This window comes from Brevundimonas sp. 01N35, from assembly GCF_056399785.1.
Genome location: NZ_JBFTRZ010000002.1, coordinates 164,300 through 183,183, shown reverse-complemented (window position 1 = coordinate 183,183; position 18,884 = coordinate 164,300). Strand labels below are relative to the sequence as shown.

12 protein-coding genes and 1 riboswitch are annotated in these 18,884 nt (G+C 67.3%); of the genes, 6 read left to right on the top strand and 6 right to left on the bottom strand.

Annotated features, from left to right (window positions below; all coding sequences use genetic code 11):
• Positions 1-7 precede the first annotated feature (7 nt).
• The 4 genes from AC1DJ5_RS02515 (at position 8) to gcvA (ending at position 3,915) form a co-directional block, all read left to right on the top strand.
• Positions 8-487 carry a glutathione peroxidase gene (locus AC1DJ5_RS02515; protein WP_477019576.1) on the top strand — a complete coding sequence of 160 codons (480 nt, stop codon included), beginning with the start codon at positions 8-10 and terminating at the stop codon, positions 485-487.
• A 2-nt stretch (positions 488-489) separates the two neighbouring features.
• Positions 490-1,896 carry a dihydrolipoyl dehydrogenase gene (lpdA, locus tag AC1DJ5_RS02510; RefSeq protein ID WP_477019575.1) on the top strand — a complete coding sequence of 469 codons (1,407 nt, stop codon included), beginning with the start codon at positions 490-492 and terminating at the stop codon, positions 1,894-1,896.
• 67 nt (positions 1,897-1,963) lie between these two features.
• The gene (locus AC1DJ5_RS02505; protein WP_477019574.1) at positions 1,964-2,968 is read left to right on the top strand and encodes a cysteine synthase A; all 1,005 of its coding nucleotides are present in this window, start codon (positions 1,964-1,966) and stop codon (positions 2,966-2,968) included.
• Positions 2,965-3,915 (top strand): transcriptional regulator GcvA, encoded by a 951-nt coding sequence (gene gcvA / locus AC1DJ5_RS02500; protein WP_477019573.1) that lies wholly within the window; start codon positions 2,965-2,967, stop codon positions 3,913-3,915. Before AC1DJ5_RS02505 ends, gcvA begins: the two co-directional genes overlap by 4 nt.
• 5 nt (positions 3,916-3,920) lie before the next feature.
• On the opposite strand, the gene AC1DJ5_RS02495 is transcribed toward gcvA, so the two are convergent.
• The 3 genes from AC1DJ5_RS02495 to AC1DJ5_RS02485 form a co-directional block, all read right to left on the bottom strand.
• The gene (locus AC1DJ5_RS02495; protein ID WP_477019572.1) at positions 3,921-7,310 is read right to left on the bottom strand and encodes an error-prone DNA polymerase; all 3,390 of its coding nucleotides are present in this window, start codon (positions 7,308-7,310) and stop codon (positions 3,921-3,923) included.
• A complete protein-coding gene (locus tag AC1DJ5_RS02490) occupies positions 7,307-8,653 on the bottom strand; it encodes a Y-family DNA polymerase (protein WP_477019682.1) in 1,347 nt (448 codons plus the stop codon). The genes AC1DJ5_RS02495 and AC1DJ5_RS02490 overlap by 4 nt, the downstream gene beginning before the upstream one ends.
• Before the next feature lie 103 nt (positions 8,654-8,756).
• Positions 8,757-9,413, bottom strand: coding sequence for an ImuA family protein (locus AC1DJ5_RS02485; RefSeq protein WP_477019571.1), 657 nt, complete (start codon positions 9,411-9,413; stop codon positions 8,757-8,759).
• Positions 9,414-9,731: 318 nt separating this feature from the next.
• On the opposite strand from AC1DJ5_RS02485, the gene AC1DJ5_RS02480 reads away from it, so the two are divergent.
• Together AC1DJ5_RS02480 and AC1DJ5_RS02475 are read left to right on the top strand one after the other, a co-directional pair.
• Positions 9,732-10,334, top strand: coding sequence for an NAD(P)H-dependent oxidoreductase (locus tag AC1DJ5_RS02480; protein WP_441453416.1), 603 nt, complete (start codon positions 9,732-9,734; stop codon positions 10,332-10,334).
• 45 nt (positions 10,335-10,379) lie between these two features.
• A riboswitch (cobalamin riboswitch) is annotated at positions 10,380-10,589 on the top strand.
• A 136-nt stretch (positions 10,590-10,725) separates the two neighbouring features.
• Complete coding sequence (locus AC1DJ5_RS02475) at positions 10,726-12,693, top strand: TonB-dependent receptor plug domain-containing protein (protein ID WP_477019570.1); 1,968 nt, start codon at positions 10,726-10,728, stop codon at positions 12,691-12,693.
• A 253-nt stretch (positions 12,694-12,946) separates the two neighbouring features.
• Here the strand turns inward: AC1DJ5_RS02475 and AC1DJ5_RS02470 are convergent, their stop codons facing one another.
• The 3 genes from AC1DJ5_RS02470 to AC1DJ5_RS02460 all read right to left on the bottom strand — a co-directional run bounded on the left by AC1DJ5_RS02470 (position 12,947) and on the right by AC1DJ5_RS02460 (position 18,866).
• Positions 12,947-14,485, bottom strand: coding sequence for an alkaline phosphatase D family protein (locus AC1DJ5_RS02470; RefSeq protein WP_477019569.1), 1,539 nt, complete (start codon positions 14,483-14,485; stop codon positions 12,947-12,949).
• Positions 14,486-14,574: 89 nt separating this feature from the next.
• Complete coding sequence (locus AC1DJ5_RS02465) at positions 14,575-17,226, bottom strand: TonB-dependent receptor (protein WP_477019568.1); 2,652 nt, start codon at positions 17,224-17,226, stop codon at positions 14,575-14,577.
• Between the two features lie 71 nt (positions 17,227-17,297).
• Complete coding sequence (locus AC1DJ5_RS02460) at positions 17,298-18,866, bottom strand: alkaline phosphatase D family protein (protein WP_477019567.1); 1,569 nt, start codon at positions 18,864-18,866, stop codon at positions 17,298-17,300.
• Between the last annotated feature and the right edge of the window lie 18 nt (positions 18,867-18,884).

The window sequence follows — 18,884 nt, the reverse complement described above, 5'->3', positions numbered from 1 at the left end:
TGAGGTCATGACCTCGGTCTATGACTTCTCCGCCCGCGCCATCGACGGCACGGACGTAGCGCTGGACCGCTTTCGCGGGAAAGCGCTGCTGATCGTCAATACGGCGTCCAAGTGCGGCTTCACCCGTCAGTATGACGGGCTGGAGAAGCTGCACCGGGACTTCGCCGATGCGCCGTTCGAGGTTCTGGGTTTTCCTTGCAACCAGTTCGGCGCGCAGGAGCCGGGCAGGGCGGCGGAAATCGCCGCCTTCTGCGCCACCAGCTTCGACGTGACCTTCCCCCTGTTCGACAAGGTGGAGGTCAACGGGCCGAACCGGCACCCGCTCTATGCCTGGCTGACCAAACAGAAGCGCGGCTTCCTGGGCTCCCAGGCCATCAAGTGGAATTTCACCAAATTCCTGACCGACCGCGAAGGCCGCGTCGTCGCGCGCTATTCGCCCCAGACTGAACCCGAGGCCATCAAGGCCGACATCGAGAAGTTGATCTGACCATGGCTGCTGAATTCGATCTCGTCGTCATCGGTTCGGGCCCCGGCGGTTACGTCGCGGCGATCCGCGCCAGCCAACTGGGCCTGAAGGTCGCCATCGTCGAGCGCGAGAACCTGGGCGGCATCTGCCTGAACTGGGGCTGTATCCCGACCAAGGCCCTGCTCAAGTCCGGCGAGAAGTTCGAGAGCCTGAGCCACTTGAAGGAATACGGCCTGTCCGCCTCGGGCGCGTCCTTTGACTTCGACGCCATCATCGCGCGCTCGCGCGGGGTCGCGGCGACGATGAACAAGGGCATCGGCTTCCTGATGAAGAAGAACAAGATCGAGGTCATCGAGGGTTCGGCCACGCTCGAGAAGGGCGCAGCCGCGCCCAAGGTCGTCGTCGCCCTGAAGGCCGGCGGCACGCGCGCCATCGAAGCCAAGACCGTCATGCTGGCCGTCGGCGCCCGCGCCCGCGCCCTGCCGCAGATCGGTCTGGAAGCTGACGGCGACAAGATCTGGGCCTATCGCGACGCCCTCGCGCCGAAGACCCTGCCCAAGACCTTCGTCGTCATCGGCTCGGGCGCCATCGGCATCGAGTTCGCCAGCTTCTATCGCGCCCTCGGCGCCGAGGTGACGGTCGTTGAAGCCGTCGACCGCATCATGCCGGTCGAGGACGAGGAAGTGTCCAAGGCCGCGCAGAAGTCCTTCGAGAAGCGCGGCATCAAGTTCAAGGTCGATGCCAAGGTCACGAAGGTATCCAAGGATTCCAAGGGCGTGAAGGTCGCTGTTGAAGTGAACGGTAAGGCCGAGACGCTGGAAGCCGAGGTCTGCATCTCGGCCGTCGGCATCACCGCCAACACCGATGGCATCGGCCTGGAGGCGCTGGGCGTCGAACTGGACCGCGGCCATATCAAGACCGACAGCCACTGCCAGACCAACGTCAAGGGCCTCTACGCCATCGGCGACTGCGCCGGCGCGCCCTGGCTGGCGCACAAGGCATCGCACGAAGGCATCCACGCCGCCGAGCACATCGCGGCCTACAAGACGCCGAACGTCCATTCGCCCATCGCCGGCTGCACCTACGCCCAGCCGCAGGTCGCCTCCGTTGGGATCACCGAGCAGGGCGCGCGCGCCGAGAAGCGCGAGGTCAAGATCGGCCGCTTCCCGTTCCGCGTGAACGGCAAGGCCGTGGCGGCGGGCGAGGTCGACGGCTTCGTCAAGGTCATCTTCGACGCCAAGACCGGCGCCCTGATCGGCGCCCACATGATCGGCCACGAAGTGACCGAGATGATCCAAGGCTACGTCACCGCCATCACCATGGAAGCGACCGAGGAAGACATCCACGGCATCGTCTATCCGCACCCGACCATGTCCGAGGCCATGCACGAGGCCGCACTCGACGCCTATGGCCGCGTGATCCACATCTGATCCGGTTGTTAGAATTTCTGAACTGTGGCTAAGAGGATCGCCCTCTTCTCCACGGTTCGGAAGTTCCATGATCGTCGCGCCTGATGTTCTCGGCCTGATCGGCAACACGCCTCTGGTGCGCCTGAAGCGCGCGTCGGAACTGACGGGCTGTGAGATCCTCGGCAAGGCCGAGGTCATGAACGTCGGCGGCTCGATCAAGGATCGCGCGGCCCTCAGCATCATTAGGAAGGCCCGCGCGTCGGGCGCGCTGAAGCCCGGCGGGGTCATCGTCGAAGGCACGGCTGGCAATACCGGCATCGGCCTGGCCCTCGTCGGGGCGGCGCTGGGGCACCCCGTCGTTATCGTCATGCCCCGCAGCCAGACGGACGAGAAGAAGCGCGCGGTGCGTCTGCACGGCGCCCGTCTGATCGAGGTCGATCCGGCGCCCTTCGCCAGCCCCAACCATTTCGTCGCCTATTCCCGCCGCCTGGCCGAGGAACTGAACGAAAGCGAGCCGAACGGCGCCTTCTACGCCGATCAGTTCGACAACCTGGCCAATCGCCAAGCCCACTATGAAGGCACCGCGCCTGAAATCTGGAAACAGACGGACGGCGAGATTGACGGCTTCATCTGCGCCGTCGGTTCGGGCGGGACGCTGGCCGGATGCGCCGCCTATCTGCGCGAACAGAAGCCGGACGTGCAGATCGGCCTGGCCGACGTGCCGGGGGCTGCGCTCTACAGCTGGTTCACCGAGGGCAAGCTGACCGGCGAGGGCTCCTCGATCACCGAGGGCATCGGCGTCAACCGCATCACCGGCAATCTGGAGGGGCTGACGGTCGATCATCCCTATCGGATCGAAGACGCAGAATTCCTGCCCATCCTGTTCGATCTGGTGAAGCATGAGGGCCTGTCGCTGGGGCCGTCCAGCGGGGTGAATATCGCCGGGGCCATTCGCATGGCGCGCGACCTGGGGCCGGGCAAAACCATCGTCACCGTTCTGTGCGACGCCGGGCAGCGTTACGCCAGCAAGGTCTATGACCCGGCCTTCCTGACCGCGCGCGGCCTGCCGACGCCGGAGTGGCTGAGCCGATGAGCCGCAAGAAGGACGCGCCCGTCGACAGCCGCATTCCGCCGCTGAACGCTCTGAAGGCGTTCGAGGCCGCCGCGCGCCGCCTGAACATCACCCGCGCCGCCGAAGAGCTGTCGGTCACGCCCGGCGCCATCAGTCAGCAGATCCGCATTCTGGAGCAGCACGCGGGCGCGCCGCTATTCCACCGCGAGGGACGCCAGATCGCCCTGACTGAACTGGGCACCGAGCTCTATCCGCTGCTGCACGACGGGTTCGACTACCTGAAACGGGCAGGGGACCTGCTCTACCGCCCCAACCGCCGTCACGCCCTGGCGATCAGCGTGCCGCCGTCCTTCGCCGCCAAATGGCTGGCGCCGCGCATCGCTCGGTTCTCGGCGGCTCACCCCGAGGTGGAGGTCTGGATGTCGGCGGACATGCGTCTGGCCGACGTCGGCGGCGGCCGCGTCGACGTGGCGGTGCGTTACGGCCGGGGCGACTATGCCGGCGTGCGGTCCGAGCGCCTGTTGTCCGCCGATGTGACCCCCGTCTGCAGTCCGGCCTTGCTCACCGGGGCGCATCCGCTGAAGCGGCCGGCGGATCTGGCGCATCATGTCCTGATCCATTTGCGTCCGGGCGAACTGGAAGAACCACGACCGGATTGGCCGACCTGGCTGGCCGCCCGCAAACTGAATCAGATCGACGCCTCGGCCGGCCCCCGGTTCGATCAGACCGCGCTGGCGATCGAAGCAGCGGCCCACGGTCAGGGGGTCGCCTTGGCGCCCTACGCCTTCGTCGCTGACGATCTGGCGTCGGGCCGTCTGGTCGCGCCCTTCGCCGACGGCGCGCTCTCTACCGAGTTGGCCTATCACGTGCTGACACGGCGCAGCGGCGTATCCGAGCCCGCCCGCGCCTTCGTGGGATGGATGAAGACTGAGATTCAAGCTGCCGAACAGCGGGCGGACGACCTCTAGTCGGCTCAGTGGAAATCCCGCGAACTGGGCAGGATGCGCACGTCTCGCGGATGACGATGGGGCGGCTGACGCGGCGGCTGCGGGTGGGCGACGATGTCGACGCGGGCCAGCTGGACGTCGGCGACATGGTCCTCTGACAGGCGAGCCAAGTCGGCGGTGCGATCGACGACGCGGCGGGCGACGACGTGGACGACGCCTTCGGGGCTTTTCTCGACCACGCCTTCGACCTGCATCAGCCGGGCGGCCATGACCTCGCGGCGAAACTGTTCCAGCATCCGCGCCCACAGGACGATGTTGGTGATGCCGGTCTCGTCCTCCAGGGTGATGAAGACGGCGTTGCCCTTGCCCGGGCGCTGACGCACCAAAACTACCCCCGCGACCCGCACCACGGAGCCGCCGCGCATCGCCTCGGTGGCTGCGCAGGTCAGCACCCGGTCGGCGGCGAAGACGGGGCGAAGAATGCTCATCGGGTGGGCCTTCAGCGACAGACGCACGGTCTGGTAGTCGGCGGCGACGTGCTCGCCCAGCGGCATCAAGGGGAGTTGTGCGTCCGGCTCGGAGCCCAACTCGCGGGCGCCGCGCTCGCGCGCCTCGGCGGCGGCGAACAGGGGCAGGGGATCATCGTCGGGCAGGCGCCGCACCGCCCACAGGGCCTCGCGTCGGTCCTGGCCCAGCGAACGGAAGGCGTCGGCGTCGGCCAGCTTGCGCATCGCCGCGCCGGGCAGTTCAGCGCGCCGGGCCAGGGTCTCGATGTCGGCGAAGGGCTGCTCCGCCCGCGCTGCCGACAGGCTGTCGGCCCAGTCCTTCTTGAAGCCGTCGATTTGGCGCAGGCCCAGGCGCAGAGCCGGTTCGCACGACGTCGGCTCCAGGCTGTTGTCCCAATCGCTGTGCGAGACGTCGATGGGCCGCACCTCGACGCGGCCGATGTCCTGCGCCTCGCGCACGATCTGGGCCGGGGCGTAGAAGCCCATAGGCTGGCTGTTCAACAGGGCGCAGGCGAAGGCCGCCGGGTGGAAGCATTTGATCCACGACGAAACATAGACCAGCCGGGCGAAGCTAGCCGCGTGGCTTTCCGGGAAGCCATAGGAGCCGAAGCCCTTGATCTGTTCGAAGCAGCGCTGGGCGAAGTCGGGGTCGTAGCCGCGCGCGATCATCATGCCGACCATCCGGTCTTCATAGGTGTGCAGGGTCCCGTCGCCGCGGAATGTGCCCATGGCCTTTCGCAGTCCGTTGGCCTCGGCGTCGGTGAACTTGGCGGCGACCATGGCGACCCTCATCGCCTGTTCCTGAAACAGGGGGACGCCGAGGGTCCGGTGCAACACCTGCCTCAGCTCGTCGGGCGGGCCGTGGTCGGGCGAGGGCGGGGGGTAATGAACCGCCTCGATCCCGTTGCGTCGTCGCAGATAGGGATGGACCATGTCGCCCTGGATCGGGCCGGGCCGGACGATGGCGACCTGGATGACTAGGTCGTAGAATTTCCGGGGCTTCAGGCGCGGCAGCATGTTGATCTGGGCGCGGCTCTCGACCTGAAAGACACCGATGGAGTGACCCCGGCACAGCATGTCGTAGACCTCGGGCCGTTCCGCCGGGACGGAGGCGAGGTCATGTTCGACGCCTTCATGGGTCTTGAGCAGGTCGAACGCCTTTCGGATGCAGGTCAGCATGCCCAGCGCCAGGACATCGACCTTCATCAGGCCGAGTTCGTCGATGTCGTCCTTGTCCCATTCGATGAAGGTGCGATTGGCCATGGCCGCGTTGCCGATGGGGACCGTCTCGTCCAGCCGCCCCTGGGTCAGGACGAAGCCGCCGACGTGCTGGGACAGGTGGCGGGGGAAGCTGAGCAGGCGTATCGCCATGCCAACGGCGCGGCGGATCATCGGATTGGTCGTGTCCAGCCCGGCTTGGGCCACGTGACCGTCGCTGATCTCGTCGCCCCAACTGCCCCACTGGCTGGAGGCCAGGCGGGCGGTGACGTCCTCGGTCAGGCCCAGAACCTTGCCGACCTCGCGGATGGCGCTCTTGGGGCGATAGCGGATGACGGTGGCGGCGATGCCGGCGCGATGACGGCCATAGCGGTCATAGATGTACTGGATGATCTCCTCGCGCCGTTCGTGCTCGAAATCGACGTCGATGTCGGGCGGCTCATCGCGGTTGGACGACAGGAAGCGTTCGAACAACAGGTCGTGGCAGGCGGGATCGACGCTGGTGATGCCCAGCACGTAGCAGACGGCGGAGTTAGCGGCGGAACCCCGCCCCTGACACAGGATGCCCTTGTTCTCGGCGGTGCGGACGATGTCGTGGATGGTCAGGAAGTAGGGCGCCAGGTTGCGCTCGGCGATGAAGGCCAGTTCCTTGTCAAGCAGGGCTTGGACCTTGGGCGGCGCGCCGTCCTCGTAGCGGATCGGCGTGCGGCGGCGGACCAGTTCTTTCAGCCAGCCCTGCGGCGTCCAGCCGGGCGGAATGGGTTCTTCAGGGTATTCGTACTTCAGGTCCTTCAGGTCGAAATCGACGCGCGACAGGAAGGCGGTCGTCTCTGCTATCGCCTCGGGCGCGTCGCGGAACAGGCGGGCCATTTCGTCGGGGGATTTCAGCCAGCGTTCGGCGTTGGTCTGCAGACGGCGGCCGGCGCTCTCGATGGTTACGCCCTCGCGGATACAGGTCAGGACATCCTGCAGGTCGCGCTCTGACGGGGAATGATAGAGGACGTCATTGACGGCCAGCAGCGGCGTGTTCGTGTTCGCCGCCAGCATCTTCAGCCGAGCCAGCCGCCGACGATCATCGCCGCGTCTCAACATGGCGGCGGCCAACCAGACCGCGCCGGGCGCGGCCTTGGCCCCGCGCGCCAGCACGGTCTCTAATCCAGCCAACTGATCGGGCGGAACGACGATCAGCAGCAGACCTTCAGGATCAGCCAGCAGGTCGCTCAGGCCGATCTCGCACTCGCCCTTCTTCGCCCGGCGATTGCCCAGGGTCAGCAGCCGGGTCAGCCGACCCCAGCCCGCGCGCGTTTCGGGATAGGCGATGATGTCAGGCGTGCCGTCGTTGAAGACCAGTCGCGCGCCGGTCAGCAGGCGGAAGTCGGCCGCCCGCTGCTTCACCGCCTCGGACGCAGCCGGATCGTTCAACGGGTCCTCGACATAGGCGACCTCACCGGGACTGCCGCCGTCGCGCATTTTTTCGGGCGGAGACAGGCCGTCGCGGCGCAGAGCTTTCAGCGCGCTCCAGGCCCGGACCACGCCCGCCACGGTGTTGCGGTCGGCCAGACCCAGACCGGCGTGGCCGCGCAGGAGTCCCGTCAGCACCAGATCCTTGGGATGGGAGGCCCCGCGCAGGAAGGAGAAGTTGCTGGTCGCGGCCAACTCGGCGTAGTCGCCCATGGGAGGCAGGCCGCTCATGCGAACAGGCCGTGGATGAACCAGCGCGGTTCGGGCGTCTCGCCATAGAGGCCCTGACGGAACAGCCAGAAGCGGCGACCGTCCTGATCCTCGATCCGGTAGTAGTCACGGGTGCGCTGATCCGGCGCCCGCCACCATTCGCCGCCGATCCGTTCCGGCCCCTCGGCGCGCACGACTTCATGCAGGACCCGGCGCCAGCGGAAGCGCAGGGGCGAGCCGTCGGGCACTTCGGCCAGAGCCTCGACCGGCTGGGGCGGATCGAACATCTGTAGCGGACGTAAGGGCGGATCGTCGGGATCGAGGTCGGGCCAGGTTTCGCCGCCTGGTCGCGCCGACGCGGGGACCAGCCGCGCCGCGCGCTCAGGGATATGCGAGGCGAAGGGCTCGAAACGCAGCACCGCCTCCGGTCCCAGACGGGCCGTCAGCCGGTCGATCAGGCGGCTGAAGGCCTCCTCGCCGGGCGTCTCGCGTTCCAGCCCCTGCTGGGTCGGCGTCAGGGTCTGGGTCCAGGGGACCGACATCCGCATCTGGTCGAAGCCGAAGCCGGGGTCCAGCGGGTTCGACAGGGCCGCCATCCGCTCGCGAAACAGCCGCAAGGTCGCGGGCGCGTCGCGCGTCGGGCGGCCGGTGCGGACGTCGATGCGGCGCACTTCGCCGTCCACGCGATAGAAGCCGGCCTCGAAGGCGCACCCGCCCTGACCGGCCAGATCCAGCCGGTCCATGGTCTCGACCAGCAGGTCGGACAGGACGCGCTCGATGTCCTCGGGGGCCGAGACCGGCTCGAAGAAGACGCGGTCGACGACCACGGGGGCGGGCGGGCGATGCGGGGTGATGCGCACGTCCTCGTCGCCCAGAATGCGCGCCAGCCGGGCGGGAAAGTCGGCGCCGAAGCGGGCGGCCAGGGGCGCGCGGGGTCGGTCGTCCAGATCGGCCAGACGTTTCAGCCCGGCGCGACGCAGGGCCTGTTCCTCTTTGTCAGACAGTTCCAGGGCGGCGACCGGCAGACGGCGCGCGGCGGCGCGATCCTCGCCTTCCGCGAAGATCCCACCAGGGCCGAAACGCGCCAGCGCTCGCGCGTTCTGGGGCGTTCCAGACAGGGCGCTGCGGACCTGCAGGCCGATGCGGTTCGCCCGGGCCTGCGCCGTCCTCATCAGTCCCGCCTCGCCGCCGAACAGGTGGGCGCAGCCGGTCACGTCCAGCATCAGGCCATGGGGCGGGTCCAGAGCGATCATCGGGGTGAAGCGGCCGAAATCCTCAAGCACGCGCGCCAGCAAGGCGGCGTCGACGTCGGGCCGGTGGGCGACGGTGCGTAAGGTTGGCGTCCGCGCCCGCGCGTCGGCCAGGGTCAGGCCGGGCGTCAGTCCCGCCCGCGCCGCCGCCGGATCGACGGCCGCCAGGCGCAGCGCGCCCTTGATCTTCTCGACCAGAACGACCGGCGGCGCGTCCTCAGGCGGCGTGACGGCGTCCTGCTTCTGACCCCGTTCCTGACGCCACAGCCGGTCGCTGGGCAGCCAGGGGAACCAGACCGCCAGATAGCGGCGTCGGCGGGCGGAATGATCGCTGCTCACGATCCCACTCCATGATCCAGGTTCCGGTCGCCCCGCCGCCGCGCCGCCGCAGCAGGGTCGCGGAAAAAGACGGTCGCCCCGGCGCCCCGCCTTCCAGAGGCTCCGAGGCGCAAGACGTGATCGACCAGCGGCTCTCAGCCGCACTGGGGCAGGGGGCGGCCCCCGCCCGCGCCAGGAACAGGGTCGCACCGCCGGTTTCCGCCGCCAGCGCCAGCCGCCGGCTGGCCGTCAGGCTGAAGGCCTTGGCCTCGCCCCAGGCGCTCAGCAGCACGGCTCCGACGGCGGGACTGCGCAGGGCCTCTTCGCCCACGGCCAACAGGGTCAGGACGTCGCGCGCCCGCACCAGCAGAAGATCGCCTGGCGACAATCCCATCTCGTGCAGTCCCGGCCCGTGCGGTCGCCCGGATTCCTGTCCCATCATCTCGTGCAGCCCCCAGACGATCGGCCGCCCCGCCGCCGCCTTCAGCGCCAGCCCCAGTCCGAAAGCATTGACCGCCACGGCGTCAGCCGGCGTAGCGGCATAAAGGTCGTGCAAGGCTTGAGGCGCAACTTCGACAGGAAATGCCTCAGAAGCGCCGAGGGGCATGCGTGGCCTACGGCCGGAGAATTTGTCGAGCGTCTGCAACCGCCCCTTGAGAGCGATCAGACGACCATCGCGTGAACTGATGTTCTTCATTTGTTCTATATGCCGCCACAAGCCCTTCTGGTGTCAAGCGCGGCCGAAAACAAATCGCACTGTCGCCCGGCGACGCGGCGCGCAACGAAACGGCTCGCGCGTTTGTTGGCAGTGCTGAAGACGTGCGGCGGCGGCCGACCACAGCCGGACGCTGATCCTCGCTCTGAAGAGGTTGCGATGAAACAGGTGCTGATTGTCGTCCATCCCCGCGTTCACAGCTTCACCATGGCCATGGCCGAAGCCTATGGCGCGGCCGCCCGGGAGGAGGGTGCCGAAGTCGATCTTCGCGATCTCTACAGGATGGATTTCGATCCCTTGCTGCATCCCGGCGAGATGCCGGATCACGACGGATTCGCGCCGCGCGCCGACGTGGTCAGCGAGCGTTCGGCCATCGGCGACGCGGATGTGTTCGTCTTCTTCTATCCGCTTTGGTTCAACGCGCCGCCGGCGATGCTCAAGGGCTATGTCGAAAGGGTGTTCGGCATGGGGTTCGGCTATTCGTCTTTCGGACGCGACGGAAACCGACCGCTGCTGGGCGGACGAAAGCTGGCCAGCTTCTCCAGTTCAGGCGCCCCGCAGCACTGGGTCGAACGCTCGGGCGCCTGGGACGCCATGCGCAAGCATTTCGACGACCATTTCGCCGCCGTGACCGGGCTGGAAGTGATCGGTCACTACAATATCGGCGGCGTCCACAGCGGCGTGCGGGAAGACGCTGTCGAACGTCACGCCGCGAGCGTAGCGGAACAGGCGCGGCGGATCATGCGGACCTTCCAGTCTTGAGCGCGGCAGGGGGCTCTCCAGTTGACCTGACCGGCGCGCGGCCCTACTGCCACGGTCGCGTCAGGTTCCCCGCAAGGGGATCAAAAGGGAACGGAGTTTGATGCTCCGGCTGTTCCCGCAACTGTAAGCGGCTAGCCCGCGCGTCATTAGCCACTGGCGATCTGGACGGCCTCAAGCCCGAAAGACCTCTGGGAAGGCGACGTGCACCGGCCTTGATCCGTGAGCCAGGAGACCTGCCTGTCGCCGTCGTTCTCCGCGCGGTCGGGATGTGCCGAGCGGTCGAGGTGACTCGTGTGACGACAAGTGGAAACCTGCCGCGTCCGCGGCCCCTTCCGCGCGTCCGATCGACGCTTGGGAGAGGCGTGGGGCGGCGTCGTCAATGGAGCCCCGGATGAACCGGATCGCCTACGCCTCTCTCGCCGCCGCCAGCCTGCTGGCCGCATTCCCCGCCGTCGCCGATGAGGTCGATCAGAAGGCTGCCGCCCCTGACGTGGCCGGTCGCGCCGCCGCCAGTCAGGTCGCCGACGTCATCGTCACCGCCAACCGCTCGGCCCAGCCGGCCCAGCGCGTCGGCGCCTCGGTTACCGTCCTGACCCAAGCCGCCATTGAGGCGCGCCAGAACCCCGCCGTGGCCGAGCTTCTGGCCCAGACGCCGGGTGTCAGCTACACGCGCAACGGCGGGATCGGCGCCGCCAGCAGCCTGAACATCCGCGGTGCCGAGGGCCATCACACCGTCGTCCTGATCGATGGGGTCAAGCTGAACGACCTGTCCTCGACCCAGGGCGGCTATAACTTCGGCAATCTGCTGGTCGGCGACACGACCCGGATCGAAGTCCTGCGCGGCGCCCAGTCGACCCTGTGGGGCAGCCAGGCCATCGGCGGCGTGGTCAACATCGTCACCGCCGAGCCGACCGAAGCCCTGCAAGGCTCGCTCGACGCCGAAGCTGGCGCGCGCGGCACGACCTATTTCCGGGGCGGGATCGGCGGGGCTGGTGATCGCCTCAGCTGGCGTCTGGCGGCCAGCCGCTATTCGACCCACGGCTTCTCGGCCTATGCGACCGGGACCGAGGACGACGGCTACGCCAACACGGGCCTGTCGGGGCGTCTGAACCTCAAGCTGACGGACGCGGTGTCGCTGGACCTGCGCTCGGTCTGGTCGGACGGACGGGCCGATTTCGACGCCTGGAACGGCGACAGCCGCGACTATGGCAACACCCGCGAACTGGTCGCCTACGCCGGTCTGAACTTCGACCTGCTGGCCGGGCGCTTGCGCAACCGGATCGGCTACGCCTGGACCGACACCGACCGTCAGAACTACAACCCCGACACCCTGGTCCAGCCGCTGACCTTCGACGCCAAGGGCCAGAACCGCCGCTGGGAATATCAGGGCACGTTCGCCGTCACCGAGACGCTGAACACGACCTTTGGCATCGAGAGCGAGCGCGCCGAGATGAAGACCCGCTCGCCGTCGGCCTGGGATCTGAACCCCGCCTTCGGCAAGGGCGAGGCCGGCATCGACAGCGTCTATGGTCAGGCGCAGTGGACCTTGATGGGACGGGGGCTGAACGGTCTGACCCTGACCGGGGGTCTGCGCTACGACGACCATCAGCAGTACGGCGATCAGGTGCTGGGTCAGGTCGCGGCGGCCTGGGCGCTGAACGAAGGCGACACCGTCATCCGCGCCAGCTGGGGCCAGGGCTTCCGGGCGCCGGGCCTGTATGAACTCTACAGCGAGTACGGCAATCTGACGCTTCAACCGGAAGAGTTCAACAGCTGGGAAGTCGGCGTCGAGCAGCGCCTGTTCAACCGCGCCGTGGTTTCGGCGACCTATTTTAACCGTCAGGCCGACAACGAGATCCGTTACAACGGCTGCGACTTCGGCACGACCGATCCGCTGTGCACCGTCAACGGCGTGGGCCGCTGGGGCTACTACAAGAACGTCCAGAAAACCAAGGCGCAGGGCGTAGAACTGGTCGGCCGCATCGACGTGACCAAGCGTCTGAACCTCAGCGGCAACTACACCTGGACCGACGCCCAGAACGCCTCGGGCGTCAACGACGGCAAGCAGTTGACGCGCCGGCCCGAGCACATGGGCAATCTGGCGGCGGACTATGCCTGGCCGTTCGGCCTGAAAACGGGCGTATCGGTCCGCTATGTCGGCGAGGCGTTCAGCAATGAAGCCAACACCTCGGTTCTGGACGCCTACACCTTGGTGGACGTCCGGGCCTCCTATCCCATCAACGATAATCTGGAACTGTACGGTCGGATCGAGAACGCTTTCGACGAGACCTATCAAACGGTCCAGAACTACGGAACTGCCGGTCAGGGCGTGGTCGGCGGCGTGCGCGTCCGCTTCTGATCCCAAGGCCTTTTGATCCCAGGGCTTCAGCCCGCCCGGTCCACCCAAGGCGTCGCCGAAGGTCCGATCGGGCGGGCCGTCATCTATATCGGATCCATGATGTGAGCGCTCCTAGATCCCTGGACTCTAAGTGATTGGATTTTTGAGAGCTACCGGTTCCCGATTTCTCGGAATCCATGACCTGAGGGCGGTATGTCTTCGTTCTGCAAAAGTCGATGGTGACCGCTGGTCGGGGGGGGCGTGGCCGCAAGGGTCACGCCATCGTCGCGCCGGGCTTTCCATCCTCCAGAACAAAGCGGGCGAGGTCGTGGGCGCCGGACGCAGCGCGGCTGACGTCATCGACACCGCGCATGGTGATGATCGTTTCCTCTGAGGTCACGTCGGCGCGGCTGTAGCCGTTCACGCGATTGTCGGCGTAGTAGAAGTCCGGATTGTCGGCCATCAGGCGCTGCATCTTGGGATAGCCGCCGGCGCTGGGCGAACTGATGGCGCCGGCGACAAAGGCGGGAGCGACGACGGGGCCGTCGGGCGTCTGCCGCAGGTTTGACGCCGCGAAGCTGTGCATGTCGCCGCCGACGACCATGGGATTGGATGCCTGGCTCAGCATTTCGACGACGCGCTGGCGCGTGGCGGGGAAGCCGTCCCAACCGTCATTGCCATAGCCCATGACGCCCGTCTGCTCATCGGGCCGCCGTAACTCGGCCATGGCGAACTGCTGGGCCAGGACGTTCCACGTCGCGGGGCTTTGCGTAAGGCTTTGTTGGAGCCACGCTTCCTGTTCAGCGCCGAGAAGACTGCGGCGGTGATCGCGTCTCAGCTCGCTGTCCAGAATATGGGCTTGCTCGCCTTCCTTCCGGGGCCAGTCGGTCCAGGTGGCGTACTGGCGGGCGTCGAGCATGTGGAACCGGGCCAGCCGGCCCCAGTCGAGGGCGCGATAGATCTTCATGTCGGCGCCGCTCGGCGTCATGCGCACCGGCATATGCTCGTACCAGACCCGGAAGGCGGCCGCGCGTCGGAGCCTGAACGCCTCGCGATCCTCCATCGAAGGCGAGCGCTCGGCCTTGTAGTTGTTGACCACCTCGTGGTCGTCCCAGATCACCATCCAGGGCGCGGCGGCATGGGCCGCCTGCAGATCGGCGTCCATCTTGTAGAGGCCGTAGCGGCGCCGATACGAGGCGAGGTCGGCGGCCGCCTCGTCGGGGTGGCGACGCGGCAGTCCCTCGCGGGGCCCGGCCTCATAGATGTAGTCCCCCAGGAAGAGGATCAGGTCGGGGTTGTCGGCCGCCGCATGGCGCCAGGCGGCGTAGTAGCCGTTCTCGTAGCGCTGACAGGCGGCGAAGATGTAGCGCAGGGCCTGGGGCTGGGCGTCGCGCGCCGGTGTGGTGCGGGTGCGGCCGACCGGGCTGGAGGCGTCCCCCGCATGGAACCGGTAGAAGTAGGGTCGATCGGGCTCCAGGCCCTCGACCACGACATGCACCGAATGCGCAGCGTCAGGGTGAGCCTCCGACACGCCCGTCTGAACCATGCGACGGAACTCCTCATCCTCGGCCATTTCCCAGCGCACCGTCGCCGGGACCTGGGGCATGCCGAAGTCGATGGCCATCGGATCGGGGGCCAAGCGAGTCCACAGGACGACACTGGTGGGGTCCGGATCGCCCGAGGCGACGCCCAGGGTGAAGGGTGACGTCCCGAACCGCAACGGCGCGGCGAAAGCGCGATCGATGGGCAGCAGGGCGGCTCCGGCCAGAAGGGAGGCGCCGTGAAGCAGTTGCCGGCGGTCGGTGATCAGCATGTCATGGTCCTGGATGTCAGGCGGCCCGGTGGCGTGAATATGGGGGAAGGGCGGCGGCGGCCGGGCCCGCCGCCGCCGCGTTCACCGCATCAGAAGGTGTAGCCGAGGCCCACCGTGATCGTTCGACCTTCGAGCTGGTACAGCATGACCCGATCCGACTGGCCCGAGTACTCGTAGCGGTTCTCTTCCGTCAGGTTGGCGACGGTGGCGGTCAGGCTCAGGCCGTTTTCGAGCCGGTAGCCCGCCGACAGGTCGATACGCCCCTGGCCTTCGACGTAGACCGGGTTGTTGGCAGGGCCGAACTGCTCTTTCAGGAAGGTATCGCGATAGTTGTAGGCCACGCGCGCCGAGAACCCGGCTTTTTCATAATAGAGCGTGGCGTTCGCCGTATGCGGCGAGTTGCCGGGGATCTCGACATCCTGCCCCGTCGCCAGGGTGCGCGACGAGTCCAGCCGGGTGTAGTTGAAGATGCCGCCGAAGCCGTCGAGCGGCGCGGGCAGGAAGGTGAACGGCATCTGCAGGCTGAACTCGACGCCGCTGACCTTGCCCTCGCCGCCGTTGCTATAGGTGGTGGTCCGCACGTCTTCCGGCGTGGTCGCGCCGGGGAAGAGGTAGGCCTCGACGTAGCTGACGGGCTCGACGAAGTTGTCGATGTCCTTGTGGAAGAACGCCACCGAGACCAGGTTTCCGTTGCCGAAGTAATACTCCAAGCCGGCGTCATAGTAGTTGGCTTCAAACGGTTTCAGGTCCGGGTTGCCCCGCACCAGGGTCAGGTCATCTTCCGAAATCGTCGCCGTGGGGTTGATCTGCGTGAAGCGCGGATGGGTCATCACCCGCCCGGCGCCCAGACGCACGATCAGGCCGTCCACCGCCGTCGGCTCGAAGGCCACATTGATGTTCGGCAGGACATTGCTGAAGGAGTTTGAGCTTTCGACGGCGCGAACGCTCTTCTTGCCGTTGATGAGGAAATTCTCCCAGCCGCTGCCCGAATGATCCGTTTGCACCACCCGGACGCCGGCGTTGCCCCGCACGTCGGCCCACGGCATCTGGCCTTCGAACGAGGTCTGGGCGTAGGCCGCGATCACGTCGTAGCGCACTTCATAGGCCAGCGCCGGGTCGATGGCGGCCCTGGCGTCGGCTTCGTTGGGGCCGTACTTGTCCACGAACGACTGGGCATCGACGTAGGGCCAGATGCGCAGGAAGTCTGCGCTGCCGTGTCCCTTGAAGAAGTCGTTCAGCGGGAACGGGCTGACGGCGTCGGCGAAGGTGAAGTTCGTCGGCCCCTCGGCCGGCCCCTGAGCCGCGCTGACGCGGTTGTCCCTGATTTTGAAGCCGGCCCGCACTTCGGTGAAGAAGCCGTTTAGCTTGCGCGTGACGTCGCCCTGATAGGCGAACTCCGAAGAGCGCGCCTTGCCGTATTCGTTCAGGTTTTTGTCGATCTTGAAGGCCGACAGATTGGTCAGGTCCAGACCCGGAACGATCAGGACAGGCGACTTCGGATCGGAGCGCAGATCGTAACCGATGTTACGATTCATGCGGCTGCGGATGCGGCGGTCATAGCCGATCTGCTGGCCGAGGCTGTAGTCGAGGCGCCCCGAAACGATCCAGTTGTCGTTTTCCCACTTCGGCTTGATCGTCAGACCATAGGAGTCGGTCTCGCGATTGAGGCCTCGGTTCTGGAAGGTGAACTGGCCCTGGTCGACCAGGACGTAGTCGATCGTGCCGGCCTCGTTCGCATGCCCTTCGATGAAGGGGCGATTGCGCGCGGTGTTGATCGCGACCCGGCTGATGCTCTCCTGTCGCTGTTCATGGGCGTAGTTGGCGTTCAGGTAGAGTTCGAACGCGGTGATGGGGCGATACTGCGCCGTCAGGTCGAGGTTGGTGCGCGGCAGGCTGCCGAAGCGGAATTGCTGGTCGAATTGGGTGGCGTAGGTCTGGCCGCGGAGCGGCAGGGCCGCAGGACGGCCGGTCTGGCTGGTCGGAGCCGGCAGCCAGCCATCGATGCTGCGGGTCTGGTCGCTGCGGCGGGTGCGGTCGTCATAGGAGGCCGCCACCAGCAGGCCGAGCGTGTCGTTCAGGAAGCGGTTGGACGCCATGATGCTGATGACCGGATCGGTCTCGCCGCTGTAGGCGTTGTAGCGCCCCTGCGCCGAGAAGCGCGCGGCGAAGCCGTCGATGTCGAACGGTTTGGCGGTGATCAGCCGCACGATGCCGCCCACGCCGCCTTCGTTGTCCTTGGCCTGGGCGGTCTTCACCACCTCGATCTTGGAGAACTGGTCGGAACCAAAGATCGCCAGGGACGAGCCCATGACGGGAGACTCGACATTGCCCATCACCAGGGTGGAGCGGCCGTTGATCTCCACGCGCGTCAGATCGGGCTCAAGCCCGCGGATGGTGATCCGATCGCCCTCGCCGTCGGTCCGCTCCATCGAGATGCCGGGGATGCGCTGGATGGCCTCCGCGATGTTCTGATCCGGGAACTTGCCGAACTCTTCGGCGGTGATGACATCGACGACCTGATCGGCGCGCCGCTTGTCGGCGCTGCTCTGGTTCAGCGACTGACGGAAGCCGACGACCTCGATGGCATCGACCTCCGTGGTGCTGATCGGTCCGTCGGCGGCGGCTTGAGCATGGGCGCCCGACGCGCCGAGGATGGCGGCGAACAGCGCCAGGGTGGACGTGGAGGCGGTGATTTTCAGATGCGCGCGCGAACGGCGCCCGCAAACGGGGGTCGTGTTCATTGCAGTGGACTCTCGATGATCCGGTTTTGGGGAGGAGGTCGATGCGGCTTCTTCGGCCGCTTGGTCGGGCGTCAGGCTCTCATCGCGCCAGGGGCGTCGGGGCGGACATGGAACTCGGCGACGGTGCTCAGGGCGCCGCCTCGCGTCTGCACGCGGTCGATGACCTTGACGGTCGTCTTCCAGGCGTCCGGCGTGACGTCGAAGACCTGATAGCCGCGCTGGGCGTTGATGAAGGCTAGGTTGGGGGACCCGGCCAGCAGCCCTGCGGATTCAGCGCGGTGCGGCTCGCCGTCGCCGGCGGAGGTGATGGAGGTGCCGTGGAACTCGGCCGCCACGGGGTTCCGATCGGGCGCCGTCGGGTCCAGCGGGACGTTGCCGATGAAGTGCTGGTGACCGCCGCCCGAGGCGATGACGACGTTGGTCAGGCCCTGTTCGGCGATGGTCTGCCCCAGACGAGCGCGCGCCTCGGGATAGGCGTTCCATCCGGTCAGCAGGCCCTCGCCGTCGGCCTCGCCGCTCATCGGCATGACCAGGACCTGTTGACCGATGAAGTTCCAGCGATGGGTCCGGGACAGGCCGCTGTCCAGCCAGGCCTCCTGAGCACCGCCCAGCATGCTGACCGTGCCGTCGGGCGAGGGCCCGCAGAGCTTGTCGTTCGGCTTAACGCAGGCACGGTGGCTGCGATAGGCGCGCGTGTCGAGCACGTGCATCCGCATCAACTGGCCGAACTCGAGGCGGCGATAGACCGTCGGCCCGCCGGCCTTGGGGAACTGGGCGCGGCGAACGGGCATGTTCTCGTACCAGGCCTGCATGGCCGCGGCCCGGCGCAGGGCGAAGACCTCGGGCGGGCTGCCTCGCGGGTCGAGGTCGCCGACGAAGTCATTGGCCACGTCGCCGTCGTCATAGGAGACGATGAAGGCGGCGGCGGCGTGGGCGGCCTGAAGGTCGGGGTCGGTCTTGTATTGGGCGTAGCGGCGACGATAGTCGTCCAGGCTGTAGAGCAGATCGCCGGTCAGCGGTCGCGCCAGGAACCGCTCGTTGCGGCCGCTGAGCTTGCCGCCGCGTCCGCCCGGCCCCTCATAGATGTAGTCGCCGTAGTGGTAGATGAAATCCAGGTCCGGCTCCTGCGCCAGGTAGCCGTAGGCGCCGTAGAAGCCGACTTCGTACTGCTGGCAGCCGGCCAGGCCGATGCGCAGGCGTTGCGGCAGGGCGTCCAGGGCAGGGGCCGTGCGGACCATGCCGACGGGGCTGCGGGCCGTGTCGATCTGGAAACGATACCAGTAGGGCCGGCTCGGCTTCAGCCCGTCCAGTTCGACGTGCACGCTGTGGCCGAGTTCGGGATAGGCCGGGGCGTCGCCGGTGCGGACGATGCGGGAGAAGGCGTCGTCCTCGGCCACTTCCCAGCGAACCAGGACGGTCCGCATGGGCATGCCGCCGTGCTCTTCCGCCGGGCGCGGGGCCAGCCGGGTCCAGATGACGAAGCCGTCGGGCGCGGGGTCGCCCGAGGCCACGCCCTGAGTGAAGGGATCGTCGGCGAGCCGCGCCTGGGCCCAGAGCGGCGACGGCGCCGCGCCGCCCGCCAGGAGAAGACCTCCGCCAACGGCCAGCAGACCGCGACGATCAAGAGGCATGGAACGCATGGATATCTCCCCGCCGGA

Coding starts and splice junctions, on each gene's coding strand:
- AC1DJ5_RS02515 (WP_477019576.1), top strand. CDS start 8: ATGACCTCGGTCTATGACTTCTCCGCCCGCGCCATCGACGGCACGGAC.
- lpdA (WP_477019575.1), top strand. CDS start 490: ATGGCTGCTGAATTCGATCTCGTCGTCATCGGTTCGGGCCCCGGCGGT.
- AC1DJ5_RS02505 (WP_477019574.1), top strand. CDS start 1,964: ATGATCGTCGCGCCTGATGTTCTCGGCCTGATCGGCAACACGCCTCTG.
- gcvA (WP_477019573.1), top strand. CDS start 2,965: ATGAGCCGCAAGAAGGACGCGCCCGTCGACAGCCGCATTCCGCCGCTG.
- AC1DJ5_RS02495 (WP_477019572.1), bottom strand. CDS start 7,310: ATGAGCGGCCTGCCTCCCATGGGCGACTACGCCGAGTTGGCCGCGACC.
- AC1DJ5_RS02480 (WP_441453416.1), top strand. CDS start 9,732: ATGAAACAGGTGCTGATTGTCGTCCATCCCCGCGTTCACAGCTTCACC.
- AC1DJ5_RS02475 (WP_477019570.1), top strand. CDS start 10,726: ATGAACCGGATCGCCTACGCCTCTCTCGCCGCCGCCAGCCTGCTGGCC.
- AC1DJ5_RS02470 (WP_477019569.1), bottom strand. CDS start 14,485: ATGCTGATCACCGACCGCCGGCAACTGCTTCACGGCGCCTCCCTTCTG.
- AC1DJ5_RS02465 (WP_477019568.1), bottom strand. CDS start 17,226: ATGAACACGACCCCCGTTTGCGGGCGCCGTTCGCGCGCGCATCTGAAA.
- AC1DJ5_RS02460 (WP_477019567.1), bottom strand. CDS start 18,866: ATGCGTTCCATGCCTCTTGATCGTCGCGGTCTGCTGGCCGTTGGCGGA.